General features: G+C 69.0%; 12 protein-coding genes. 11 read left to right on the top strand and 1 reads right to left on the bottom strand.

The window, feature by feature from the left end; genetic code table 11:
- The first annotated feature begins 30 nt into the window (after window positions 1–30).
- From ABZU74_RS27865 to ABZU74_RS27905, 9 genes are all read left to right on the top strand, one after another.
- The gene (locus tag ABZU74_RS27865; protein ID WP_130404096.1) at window positions 31–273 is read left to right on the top strand and encodes a F0F1 ATP synthase subunit C; all 243 of its coding nucleotides are present in this window, start codon (window positions 31–33) and stop codon (window positions 271–273) included.
- 25 nt (window positions 274–298) lie between these two features.
- A complete protein-coding gene (locus ABZU74_RS27870) occupies window positions 299–838 on the top strand; it encodes a F0F1 ATP synthase subunit B (protein ID WP_139582689.1) in 540 nt (179 codons plus the stop codon).
- Window positions 838–1,659, top strand: a complete 822-nt coding sequence (locus ABZU74_RS27875; RefSeq protein ID WP_355429759.1) for a F0F1 ATP synthase subunit delta — start codon at window positions 838–840, stop codon at window positions 1,657–1,659. Before ABZU74_RS27870 ends, ABZU74_RS27875 begins: the two co-directional genes overlap by 1 nt.
- A gap of 140 nt (window positions 1,660–1,799) precedes the next feature.
- Window positions 1,800–3,452: a F0F1 ATP synthase subunit alpha gene (gene atpA / locus ABZU74_RS27880; protein ID WP_355429762.1), complete on the top strand. Its 1,653-nt coding sequence runs from the start codon at window positions 1,800–1,802 to the stop codon at window positions 3,450–3,452.
- Window positions 3,453–3,456: 4 nt separating this feature from the next.
- Window positions 3,457–4,386: a F0F1 ATP synthase subunit gamma gene (locus ABZU74_RS27885; RefSeq protein WP_355429765.1), complete on the top strand. Its 930-nt coding sequence runs from the start codon at window positions 3,457–3,459 to the stop codon at window positions 4,384–4,386.
- Window positions 4,386–5,822, top strand: a complete 1,437-nt coding sequence (gene atpD / locus ABZU74_RS27890) for a F0F1 ATP synthase subunit beta (RefSeq protein WP_355429768.1) — start codon at window positions 4,386–4,388, stop codon at window positions 5,820–5,822. The genes ABZU74_RS27885 and atpD overlap by 1 nt, the downstream gene beginning before the upstream one ends.
- Window positions 5,823–6,045: 223 nt before the next feature.
- Entirely contained in the window at window positions 6,046–7,188 is a 1,143-nt protein-coding gene (locus ABZU74_RS27895; RefSeq protein WP_355429771.1) for an LCP family protein, read from the top strand.
- A gap of 88 nt (window positions 7,189–7,276) precedes the next feature.
- Window positions 7,277–7,558: a F0F1 ATP synthase subunit epsilon gene (locus ABZU74_RS27900; protein ID WP_030333186.1), complete on the top strand. Its 282-nt coding sequence runs from the start codon at window positions 7,277–7,279 to the stop codon at window positions 7,556–7,558.
- A 12-nt stretch (window positions 7,559–7,570) separates the two neighbouring features.
- Window positions 7,571–8,026 carry a DUF2550 domain-containing protein gene (locus ABZU74_RS27905; protein ID WP_355429774.1) on the top strand — a complete coding sequence of 152 codons (456 nt, stop codon included), beginning with the start codon at window positions 7,571–7,573 and terminating at the stop codon, window positions 8,024–8,026.
- A gap of 382 nt (window positions 8,027–8,408) precedes the next feature.
- On the opposite strand, the gene ABZU74_RS27910 is transcribed toward ABZU74_RS27905, so the two are convergent.
- The gene (locus ABZU74_RS27910; RefSeq protein ID WP_355429777.1) at window positions 8,409–8,981 is read right to left on the bottom strand and encodes a cob(I)yrinic acid a,c-diamide adenosyltransferase; all 573 of its coding nucleotides are present in this window, start codon (window positions 8,979–8,981) and stop codon (window positions 8,409–8,411) included.
- Between ABZU74_RS27910 and murA the strand changes: the two genes are divergently transcribed.
- A complete protein-coding gene (gene murA / locus ABZU74_RS27915; RefSeq protein WP_355429779.1) occupies window positions 8,980–10,422 on the top strand; it encodes a UDP-N-acetylglucosamine 1-carboxyvinyltransferase in 1,443 nt (480 codons plus the stop codon). The two genes, ABZU74_RS27910 and murA, sit on opposite strands and share 2 nt — an antisense overlap.
- Before the next feature lie 128 nt (window positions 10,423–10,550).
- Window positions 10,551–11,399, top strand: coding sequence for a 3-hydroxyacyl-CoA dehydrogenase family protein (locus ABZU74_RS27920; RefSeq protein WP_355429782.1), 849 nt, complete (start codon window positions 10,551–10,553; stop codon window positions 11,397–11,399).
- Window positions 11,400–11,424 lie beyond the last annotated feature (25 nt).

An 11,424-nucleotide genomic window follows, 5' to 3' on the forward strand; every position in this document is an offset into this window, starting at 1 on the left:
CACGCGTGATAACCAGGAGGAACCACACCAATGGACGCTAGCGTTCTCGCCGAGGTCACCGGTAGCACCGCTGCCATCGGCTACGGCCTCGCAGCCATCGGCCCGGGCATCGGCGTTGGCCTGGTCTTCGCTGCCTACATCCAGTCGACCGCCCGTCAGCCGGAGTCGTCGCGGATGACCCTGCCGTACGTCTGGATCGGCTTCGCCGTCATCGAGGCGCTGGCGCTGCTGGGCATCGCCTTCGGCTTCATCTGGGCCGGCTCCGCAGCCTGATCCACCCTTTGACCGGGAGGTAACCATGTATTTCCTCGCCGCTGAGGGTGGTGAGTCGACCCACAACCCGATCATCCCGCTCTGGCAGGAGATCGTGGTCGGTTCGGTCGCCTTCGCCGTGCTCTGCTTCGTGCTGATGAAGTTCGTCTTCCCGCGCATGGAGCAGACGTTCCAGGCTCGGGTCGACGCGATCGAGGGCGGCATCAAGCGCGCCGAGGCCGCCCAGGCCGAGGCGAACCAGCTGCTCGAGCAGTACCGTGCCCAGCTCGCTGAGGCCCGGACCGACGCCGCCAAGATCCGTGACGACGCGCGGGCCGACGCCGAGGGCATCCGGCAGGACATCCTCGCCAAGGCGCGCGAGGAGTCCGACCGGGTCATCCAGGCCGGCAAGGACGCGCTCGCCGCCGAGCGGGCCACCATCGTGCGCGAGCTGCGCGCGGAGGTCGGCACCATCGCGGTGGACCTGGCCAGCAAGATCGTCGGCGAGTCGCTGGCCGACGAGGCACGGCGCAAGGGCACCGTCGACCGGTTCCTGAGCGGTCTCGAGAGCACGGGGGCCCGCTGATGCAGGCCGCCAGCCGGGAGTCGTACAAGATCGCGGCCGAAGGCCTCGACGCGTACGTCCGCGGCGCGGAGCCGTCGGCGGTGGCCTCCGCCGCCGACGCCGTCCTCTCCGTGGCGACCCTGCTGCGGCGTGAGCCGCGGCTGCGTCGGGCGCTGTCCGAGCCGGCTCGTTCCGGCGCGGACCGCGGCGCTCTGCTCGGCGACATGCTGGGTGGGCGGATCGGCGCGGACGCGCTCGACCTGCTCGTGACGCTGGTGTCCGGCCGCTGGTCGGCACCCTCGGAGTTGCTCGACGGCACCGAGCGCCTGGGCGTTGAGGCGCTGCTCGCCAGCGCCGACAAGGCCGGCGAGCTGGGCGAGGTCGAGGACGAGCTGTTCCGCTTCGGTCAGGTCGTCACGGGTCAGTCGGCGCTGAGCAACGCGTTGGCCGACCCGGCCGCCCCGGTCGAGCGGCGGGCCACCCTGGCCCGTGAGCTGCTCGCCGACAAGGCCAACCCGGTCACCGTCCGCCTCGTCGAGGTGGCGCTGGGCGGGTTCGGTGGACGCTCCTTCAGTGGGGCGCTCACCCGGCTGGTCGAACTGGCCGCCGACCGGCGTGACCGGCAGGTGGCGTACGTGACCGTCGCGGCCCCGTTGAGTGACTCCGACGAGCGTCGGCTGGGTGCGAGCCTCACCGCGATATACGGTCGAGAGGTGTCCGTCAAGCAGACGGTCGACCCCGCCGTCCTCGGTGGCGTGAGCGTCCGGGTCGGCTCCGACCTGTACGACGGCACCATCCTGCGCCGCCTCAACGAGACCCGCAACGCGCTCGCGAAGCGCTGAACGGCTTCGCCGCCCCGCGGCTGAGCGGCTCCGCCGCTCGGTGTCGGGGTGGTTCCGCCGCCAACGCCTGGATTGACAGACGCCATTCGGACCGGTTGGTACTAGGTATCCCGGGCCCCTGAATTTTAAGGAAGCAGAGGATGGCCGAGCTGACCATCTCGACGGAGGAGATCCGCGGCGCCCTGGAGCGCTACGTCTCCTCCTACTCGTCCGACGTCTCCCGCGAGGAGGTCGGCACCGTCGCCGACACCGGCGACGGCATCGCCCACGTCGAGGGCCTGCCCTCGACCAAGACCAACGAGCTCCTGGAGTTCGAGGACGGCACGCTCGGCGTGGCGCTGAACCTCGACGTGCGGGAGATCGGCGTCGTCGTCCTCGGTGACTCCGCCAAGCTGGAGGAGGGGCAGCGGGTCAAGCGCACCGACCGGGTGCTCTCGGTTCCGGTGGGTGACGCCTTCCTCGGCCGCGTGGTCAACGCGCTCGGCCAGCCGATCGACGGGCTCGGCGACATCGCCGACGAGGGCTACCGCGAGCTGGAGCTGCAGGCTCCGAACGTGATGTCCCGGCAGTCGGTGTTCGAGCCGCTGCAGACCGGCATCAAGGCGATCGACGCGATGACCCCGATCGGTCGGGGCCAGCGGCAGCTGATCATCGGTGACCGGAAGACCGGCAAGACCACCGTCGCCCTGGACGCCATCCTCAACCAGCGCGACAACTGGCGCACCGGCGACCCGAAGAAGCAGGTTCGCTGCATCTACGTCGCCATTGGCCAGAAGGCCTCCACCATCGCCTCGATCAAGGGGCAGTTGGAGGAGGCGGGCGCGCTGGAGTACACGACCATCGTGGCCTCCCCGGCGTCCGACCCGGCCGGCTTCAAGTACCTGGCCCCGTACACCGGCTCGTCCATCGGGCAGCACTGGATGTACGGCGGCAAGCACGTCCTGATCGTTTTCGACGACCTGAGCAAGCAGGCCGAGGCGTACCGGGCTGTGTCGCTGCTGCTGCGTCGCCCGCCGGGTCGCGAGGCGTACCCGGGTGACGTCTTCTACCTGCACTCCCGCCTGCTGGAGCGCTGCGCGAAGCTCTCCGACGAGCTGGGTGGCGGCTCGATGACCGGCCTGCCGATCATCGAGACGAAGGCCAACGACATCTCGGCCTTCATCCCGACCAACGTCATCTCGATCACCGACGGCCAGATCTTCCTGGAGACGGACCTGTTCAACCAGGGCGTCCGCCCGGCGATCAACGTCGGCACCTCGGTCTCCCGGGTCGGTGGCGCCGCCCAGGTGAAGCCGATGCGGAAGGTCGCCGGTTCGCTGCGGCTCAACCTCGCCCAGTACCGCGAGCTGGAGGCGTTCGCCGCCTTCGCCTCCGACCTGGACAAGGCCTCGCAGAACCAGCTCAACCGCGGCGTCCGCCTGGTCGAGCTGCTCAAGCAGCCGAACTACTCGCCGTTCCCGGTCGAGCAGGAGGTCGTCTCGGTCTGGGCCGGCGTCGAGGGCAAGCTGGACGACATCCCGGTGGGTGAGGTCCGGCGCTTCGAGGCGGAGTTCCTCCAGTACCTGCGGCACAAGCACGAGGGTGTGCTGGCCGGCATCGCCGACAACCAGTGGGGCGACGACATCGTCGGCTCCCTGGAAGCAGCGATCAGCGAGTTCAAGCAGGTCTTCCTCGGCAAGGCCGACGAGCGTCGGGTCAACGACGCGCCGGCCACGCCGCTCGAGGGCGACGAGAACCGCGAGACGGTGACCCGCTTCCGCGACGGCGCGACCGACCGCCCGGCCGAGAGCTGATCCCGTGGCGGCCCAGGTACGCGTTCTTCGTCAACGGATCCGCTCGGCGAAGTCGATGAAGAAGATCACCAAGGCGATGGAGCTCGTGGCGACGAGCCGGATCGCCAAGGCCCAGGCCCGGGTGCAGGCGTCCCTGCCGTACGCCCAGGCCATCACCGGTGTGCTCACGGCGCTGGCGTCCAACGCGCGGATCGACCACCCGCTGCTCACCCCGCGCGAGCGGGTGCGGCGGGTGGGCGTCCTGTTGGTCACCAGCGACCGTGGCCTGGCCGGCGGCTACAGCTCCAACGCGATCAAAATGGCGGAGTCGCTGATCGCGCGGCTCAAGGCGGACGGCAAGGAGCCGGTGCTCTACGTCATTGGGCGTAAGGGCGTCGGGTTCTACCGGTTCCGCGGCAGGCCGATCGAGGCGAACTGGACCGGGTTCAGCGAGCAGCCGTCGTTCGAGGACGCCCGTACCGTCGGTGAGACGCTGATCAAGGCGTTCACCGCCGGTGCGGACGACGTCGACGGCAGCGCCGGAGCGGACGGGGTGCTCGGCGTCGACGAGTTGCACATCGTCTACACCGAGTTCCACTCGCTGATGACGCAGAACCCGGTCACCAAGATCATTGGTCCGATGCAGGTGGAGGACCGGCCGCGCTCCGAGGGGTTGCTGCCGGCGTACGAGTTCGAGCCGGAGGCGGAGGCGCTGCTCGACGCGCTCCTGCCGAGGTACATCAACACGCGGATCTACGCGGCGTTGATCGAGTCGGCGGCGAGTGAGTCGGCGGCACGTCGGCGGGCGATGAAGAGCGCCACCGACAACGCCGAAGACATGATCGAGAAGTACACGCGCGAGATGAACTCGGCTCGCCAGGCCGGGATCACCCAGGAGATCAGCGAGATCGTCGGCGGCGCGAACGCGCTGGCCGCGTCGGGAAGTGAAGTGTGATGACTGCACCAGTAGAGACCAAGACGGCCACGGGTCGCGTGGTCCGGGTCATCGGCCCGGTCGTCGACGCCGAGTTCCCGCGCGACGCCATGCCGGCCCTGTTCAACGCGCTCAACGTCAACGTGAACCTGTCCGGCGGTGAGAAGACGCTGACCCTGGAGGTCGCCCAGCACCTGGGTGACAACCTGGTCCGTGCCATCTCGATGCAGCCGACGGACGGCCTGGTTCGCGGCGCGGAGGTGCGTGACCGCGGCGAGCCGATCAGTGTGCCGGTGGGCGACGCGGTCAAGGGCCATGTGTTCAACGCGATCGGCGAGGTGCTCAATCTCAAAGAGGGCGAGACGTTCCAGGCGGACGACCGGTGGGGCATCCACCGCAAGGCGCCGGCCTTCGCCGACCTCGAGCCGAAGACCGAGATGCTGGAGACCGGCATCAAGGTCATCGACCTGCTCGCCCCTTACGTCAAGGGCGGCAAGATCGGCCTGTTCGGCGGCGCGGGTGTGGGCAAGACGGTGCTCATCCAGGAGATGATCACCCGGGTCGCCCGCAACTTCGGTGGTACCTCGGTGTTCGCCGGCGTGGGTGAGCGCACCCGTGAGGGCAACGACCTCATCGCCGAGATGACCGAGTCCGGCGTCATCGACAAGACCGCGCTGGTCTACGGCCAGATGGACGAGCCGCCGGGCACCCGGCTGCGGGTGGCGCTCTCCGCGCTGACCATGGCGGAGTACTTCCGGGACGTGAAGAAGCAGGAGGTGCTGCTCTTCATCGACAACATCTTCCGCTTCACGCAGGCCGGTTCCGAGGTCTCCACGCTGCTCGGCCGTATGCCGAGCGCCGTGGGTTACCAGCCGACCCTGGCCGACGAGATGGGCGAGCTCCAGGAGCGGATCACCTCCGTCCGGGGCCAGGCCATCACCTCGATGCAGGCGATCTACGTGCCGGCGGACGACTACACCGACCCCGCCCCGGCCACCACGTTCGCCCACCTGGACGCGACCACCAACCTGGAGCGGTCGATCTCCGACAAGGGCATCTACCCGGCCGTGGACCCGCTGGCGTCCTCGTCCCGGATCCTGGCCCCGGAGTTCGTCGGCCAGGAGCACTTCCAGGTCGCCACCGAGGTGAAGCGGATCCTGCAGCGCTACAAGGACCTGCAGGACATCATCGCCATCCTCGGTATCGAGGAGCTCTCCGAGGAAGACAAGATCACCGTGCAGCGCGCGCGGCGGATCGAGCGTTTCCTGTCGCAGAACACCTACGCGGCGGAGCAGTTCACCGGCGTGCCGGGCTCGACGGTCCCGATCAAGGAGACCATCGAGGCGTTCCGTAAGATCAGCGAGGGTGAGTACGATCACTTCCCCGAGCAGGCGTTCTTCATGTGCGGCGGTCTCGAGGACCTGGAGCGCAAGGCTGAGGAGCTGATGAAGGGCTGACCCAGCCCCTTCTGATCCATAGCAAAAAGACTGCCCCGGCAATGCCGGGGCAGTCTTTTGTTCATCTTCGCGTCTTAGCATCGTCGCGGTCCGTTACTCGTGGTCGTCACTCCGGAGGCTACCGAGCTACGGTTCGTCCCGCGCTCACCTGAACGAGCGTTGATCTTTGCAACCTTTCGGCGACGTGCGCCCGTCTTCCTCGTCGTGGGCGTAACGAACGGAGATGCTCGTGGGTAAGGCCGGCAAGAGTGGCCGCAAGCCGTCCATCTGGCGAGGTGTGCCGCGGTGGGCCAGGATCTGCACGGTGTTCGGCACCGTGCTGGCCGTGCTCAGCGGCGCGGTGCTGGTCGGCACCGAGGTGCTGATGGCCCGCTACGAGGGATCCGTCGGCAAGGCCGACCTCTTCGGCGACCAGGCGGCGGGCGCCCAGGCGAAGAAGAGCGACATCAAGGGTCCGCTCAACATCCTGCTGGTCGGCATCGACCCGCGTACGCCGACGGCTGCGCCCCTTGCCGACTCGATCATGGTGTTGCACGTGCCGGCCTCGATGGACCGGGCCTACCTGTTCTCGCTGCCCCGGGATCTCTACGTGCAGATCCCGCCGTTCAAGAAGGCCGAGTTCCCGGGCGAGACCACGAAGATCAACGCCGCGATGTCCTTCGGCAGCAAGGTGCCGGGGGCCAACCCGGACGCGGCCCGGGGCTTCGAGCTGCTCGCCACCACAGTGCAGAAGGTGACCGGCATCAAGCGCTTCGACGCTGGCGCGATCATCAACTTCACCGGCTTCCAGAAGATCGTCGACGCCATGGGCGGTGTCGACATGTACATCGAGCGCGACGTGAGGTCCGAGCACAAGCAGCCGGACGGCAAGCCGCGGCCGGGCAACACCCGTGGCGAGGGCTACGTCGGTCCGCAGGCGCTCTACAAGAAGGGCAACCGGCACCTGAGTGGGTGGCAGGCGTTGGACTACGTCCGGCAGCGCTACCCGAAGAACGGTGTCCCGGATTCGGACTACGGCCGGCAGCGCCACCAGCAGCAGTTCGTCAAGGCCATGGTCGGCCAGGCGTTCAGTGCCGACGTGGTGTCCAACCCGATCAAGCTGGACAAGGTGCTCCGCGCCGCCGGCCAGTCACTGATCTTCAACGGCCGGGGCAACAGCGTGGTCGACTTCGGGCTCGCCCTGAAGGACATCCGGCCGAACACCATCGAGATGATCAAGCTCCCCGGTGGCGGAGTCTTCGACGGTAAGAGATACCTGGGTGAGCAGTTCCAGGAGGGGGTCCCGGACTTCTTCACCGCACTGCACAACGAGCAACTCGACCCGTTCCTGCTCGAGCACCCGGAATTCGTGAACAAGACAAAGTAGTCAGGGCGCCGTTGTCCCCACCCGCGTTGGGCGGGCCGCGTCGTCAGGCTAGACTTTCGGCAATCCGTAGCCGCAGCAAGGAGACAGCGTGGCACAGCAGCTTCACGTCGAGCTCGTCGCCGTCGAGGAGAAGGTCTGGTCCGGTGACGCCGAGATGGTCGTCGCCCGGACGACCGAAGGCGAGCTCGGTGTCCTGCCGGGGCACGCGCCGCTGCTCGGCCAGCTCGCCGAGCCCGGCCAGGTACGCATCAAGCTCGCCGGCGGCGAGCAGGTCGCCTACGAGGTGGCCGGCGGCTTCCTCTCGGTGAGCGCCGACGGTGTCACCGTGCTGGCCGAGAGCGCAACCCCGGTCTCCGCGCAGAGCCGCTGAGCCACACCGGGGATGCAGATCGTCGAAGGATTCGGAATCGGCGTCGTCGTCATCCTCGGCGCGCTTCTGATCCTCTTCGGCCGGCGAGCTCTGGTCACCCGCAGCGGTGGCATCATCCGGCTCAGCGTCCGGGTCTCCACCATGCTCGACGGCCGCGGCTGGTCGCCCGGCTTCGGCCGGTTCGCCGGTGACGAGCTGCGCTGGTACCGGATGTTCAGCTTCGCGATCCGGCCCAAGCGGGTGCTCTCCCGCAAGGGGTTGGCCGTGGAGCGCCGCCGGTTGCCGGAAGGTCAGGAACGGTTCTCCATGCCGGCCGACTGGGTGATCCTCCGCTGTACCAGTAACCACGCACCGGTGGAGATCGCCATGGCGCGATCGACCGTGACCGGTTTCCTGTCTTGGCTTGAGGCCGCCCCTCCGGGGGCGGTCTCGCCGCGTATGGCCTCCCAGGACTGGCCGGCCGCCTGAGTTTGTCTGTCGCCCCTGGGGTTTCCGGGGCGGCCCGCCCGGCTCCGGGCGGTCAGGAGTGATCCCTGTGTCGGTCGGGCTGCCCCGGAGACCGTCGGCGGCGGCGTGCGTCGTCCCGGCTCGGTCTTCCGTCGCCTGCCGCTACCGATGCAGCCGCGTCCTGCCTGGCGCGGGTGGTCGGGGGCGGGTTGATCGACTCGGTTTCCTCGATGTCGGGGCATTCCAGCCACCAGGACACCCCGACATCAAGAAACCGCAGTTGATCAAGGCCGGGGCCCGAGGAGTCAGCCCCGCCCGGGAGGGCAGCCCCGACCGAGGAGTGAGCTGCGGCGACGCGTGGGCGCGGTCAGACTGGGAACCCACGCCTGCACAGCGGCTACGTTCAGCGCTTGCCGCCCGGCACCCATAGCACATCTCCTGCCGGATTTGCCGTTCTTGACAGGATAAAGAGCAGATCGGAGAGCCGGTTGAGATACTTTGCCGGGAGCGTGCTGGTTCGTTCCGGATCGTGGCTGACCAGCGCCCACGCTGCCCGTTCGGCACGCCGGGCGACGGTCCGCGCCACGTGCAGCAGCGCCGCGCCTGCGGTGCCGCCGGGGAGGATGAAGGAGTCGAGCTTGCTCAGGCGTGCGTTGTACTCGTCGCACCACCCCTCCAGGCGCTCGACGTACTCCTCGGTCACGCGCAGCGGCGGGTACTTCGGCTCCGGCTCGACCGGGGTGGACAGGTCGGCACCGACGTCGAACAGGTCGTTCTGCACCGACGCCAGCACGCCGCGAAGCTCCTCGTCGAGGTTTCCCAGCGCGAGCGCGACGCCGAGCGCCGCGTTGCACTCGTCGACATCCGCGTACGCGGCGATCCGTGGATCGGTCTTCGGCACCTGCTCGTTGTTGCTCAGCCTGGTCATGCCGGCGTCGCCGGCCTTGGTGTAGATGCGCGTGAGGTGGACGGCCATGACGCACAGCCTACGGATTCCCGACCTGACGATCCCGGCGCGGCCGGACAGCACCGCCGGCTGGCCGGTGGTGGTGGGCCCCGGCGACGCCGGCGATTCGGCGGTCAACGATGTCGACGTCATCCGGGTTCGCGGTGACGCCCGGCTGGCCGGCACCGTGCACGTGGTCGGTGCCAAGAACTCGGCGTTGAAGTTGATGGCCGCCGCGTTGCTCGCACCGGGCCGCAGCGTGATCACCAACGTCCCCCGGATCACCGACATCGCGATCATGGGGGAGGTGCTGCGCCGGCTGGGCTGCGACGTCCAGTTCGACGCGGACGACCCGGTCGACCCGATGGTCGCCCGCGGCGGTGTGGCCCGGTCCCGGTCGGTGACTATCGACGTACCCGAGCAGCCGGGCGCGGAGGCCGACTACGACCTGGTCCGACGGTTGCGCGCGTCGATCTGCGTGCTCGGCCCACTGCTGGCCCGTCGGGGGTACGTGCGGGTCGCCCATCCCGGCGGCGACGCGATCGGGTCGCGGGGGTTGGACATGCACATCTCCGGGCTGACCCGGATGGGTGCGGAGATCTCCGGTGAGCACGGGTTCGTGATCGCCTCCGCCCCGCACGGGCTGCGGGGCGCGGACATCGTGCTGGATTTCCCCAGCGTCGGAGCGACCGAGAACCTGGTGATGGCGGCGGTGCTGGCCCAGGGCACCACGATGATCGACAACGCGGCCCGGGAGCCGGAGATCGTCGACATCTGCACGATGCTCAACCAGATGGGCGCCCGCATCGCCGGCGCGGGCACCTCCACGTTGCGGATCACCGGTGTGCCCGGCCTGCGTCCGGTGCGGCACGCCACGGTGGGGGACCGGATCGTCGCCGGCACCTGGGCGTTCGGCGCGGCGATGACCCGGGGCGACGTGACGGTGACCGGGCTGGACCCGGCCTTCCTGGAGGTCGCCCTGGACAAGGTGGTGGCCGCCGGCGGGCTGGTGGAGACCCGGGGGGACGGCTTCCGGGTAGGGATGGACGAGCGACCCCGGGCGGTGGACGTGGTGACGCTGCCGTACCCCGGCTTCGCCACCGACCTGCTGCCGATGGCGATCGGGCTGGCGGCCGTCAGCGACGGCGCCTCTCTGATCACCGAGAACATCTTCGACGGCCGGTTCATGTTCGCCAACGAGATGATGCGGCTCGGCGCGGACATCAAGACCGACGGGCATCACGCGGTGGTCCGGGGACGGGACCGACTCTCCGGTGCCCCGGTACGGGCCACCGACATCCGGGCCGGAGCAGGGTTGATCATCGCCGGGCTCTGCGCGGAGGGGGTCACCGAGGTCTCCCACGTGCACCACGTCGACCGGGGCTACCCGGACTTCGTGGCCGACCTGCGTGCGCTCGGGGTGGCGGTCGAGCGGGGCACCACGCCGGAGGAACCGGCCCTGGAGATCTGAGGCCGGTCCCAGCAACCCGGCCACAGCGACCCAGCGACCCGGCCCGGACCCCGACCGCCACTTAGCCATCGTTCAGGCTCGCCGACTAGGGTGCAGGCAGGCACTCAATCGCAGCGAGGGAGAAGCAGATGACGGGTCGACTGGCGGTCGTCGGGGCCGGGTTGATGGGTTCCGGCATCGCCCAGGTGGCGGCGCAGGCGGGCTGGCAGGTGACGCTGCGCGACCTGGACGACGCGGCCACCACCCGGGGTCTGGGCGGCATTCGGAAGTCACTGGAGAAGTTCGCCGAAAAGGGCAAGATCGAGGCGTCCGAGGTCGAGGCGACGCTGGCGCGGATCACCCCGACCACCGACCTGGAGGCGGCGGCGGACGCGGACATCGTGGTCGAGGCGGTCTTCGAGCGGCTGGAGATCAAGCACGAGGTGTTCCGCGCCCTGGACAAGATCTGCAAGTCGGACGCCGTGCTCGCCACCAACACCTCGGCCATCCCGGTCACCCAGATCGCCGCGGTGACCGAGCGACCCGAGGCGGTCGTCGGCACCCACTTCTTCTCCCCGGTGCCGATGATGCAGCTCTGCGAGCTGGTGCGCGGCTACAAGACCAGCGACGCCACCCTGGACACCGCGCGGGCCTTCGCCGAGGAGATCGGCAAGACGGTCGTCGTGGTCAACCGGGACATCGCCGGCTTCGTGACGACCCGGTTGATCTCCGCCCTGGTGATGGAGGCGGTCAAGCTGGTCGAGTCCGGGGTGGTGTCCGCGGAGGACCTGGACACCGCCTGCCGGCTGGGCTTCGGGCACGCGATGGGCCCGTTGGCCACCACCGACCTGACCGGCGTGGACGTCCTGCTGCACGCCTCGAAGAACATCTACACCGACACCGCGGACGAGAAGTTCTTCCCGCCGGAGCTGCTCCAGCGGATGGTCACCGCCGGCGACCTGGGCCGCAAGACCGGCAAGGGCTTCTACACGTACTGAGTCGTGACGACCGGGGCGGCTGCCC

Origin of the sequence: Micromonospora sp. NPDC005171 (genome assembly GCF_040608575.1) — a bacterium.
GTDB lineage: Bacteria > Actinomycetota > Actinomycetes > Mycobacteriales > Micromonosporaceae > Micromonospora.

What these genes read in the sequence shown, in the direction of transcription:
- atpA (WP_355429762.1), top strand. Translation starts at nt 1,800, where the DNA reads ATGGCCGAGCTGACCATCTCGACGGAGGAGATCCGCGGCGCCCTGGAG.
- ABZU74_RS27875 (WP_355429759.1), top strand. Translation starts at nt 838, where the DNA reads ATGCAGGCCGCCAGCCGGGAGTCGTACAAGATCGCGGCCGAAGGCCTC.
- atpD (WP_355429768.1), top strand. Translation starts at nt 4,386, where the DNA reads ATGACTGCACCAGTAGAGACCAAGACGGCCACGGGTCGCGTGGTCCGG.
- ABZU74_RS27895 (WP_355429771.1), top strand. Translation starts at nt 6,046, where the DNA reads ATGCTCGTGGGTAAGGCCGGCAAGAGTGGCCGCAAGCCGTCCATCTGG.
- ABZU74_RS27870 (WP_139582689.1), top strand. Translation starts at nt 299, where the DNA reads ATGTATTTCCTCGCCGCTGAGGGTGGTGAGTCGACCCACAACCCGATC.
- ABZU74_RS27920 (WP_355429782.1), top strand. Translation starts at nt 10,551, where the DNA reads ATGACGGGTCGACTGGCGGTCGTCGGGGCCGGGTTGATGGGTTCCGGC.
- ABZU74_RS27905 (WP_355429774.1), top strand. Translation starts at nt 7,571, where the DNA reads ATGCAGATCGTCGAAGGATTCGGAATCGGCGTCGTCGTCATCCTCGGC.
- ABZU74_RS27865 (WP_130404096.1), top strand. Translation starts at nt 31, where the DNA reads ATGGACGCTAGCGTTCTCGCCGAGGTCACCGGTAGCACCGCTGCCATC.
- ABZU74_RS27910 (WP_355429777.1), bottom strand. Translation starts at nt 8,981, where the DNA reads ATGGCCGTCCACCTCACGCGCATCTACACCAAGGCCGGCGACGCCGGC.
- murA (WP_355429779.1), top strand. Translation starts at nt 8,980, where the DNA reads ATGACGCACAGCCTACGGATTCCCGACCTGACGATCCCGGCGCGGCCG.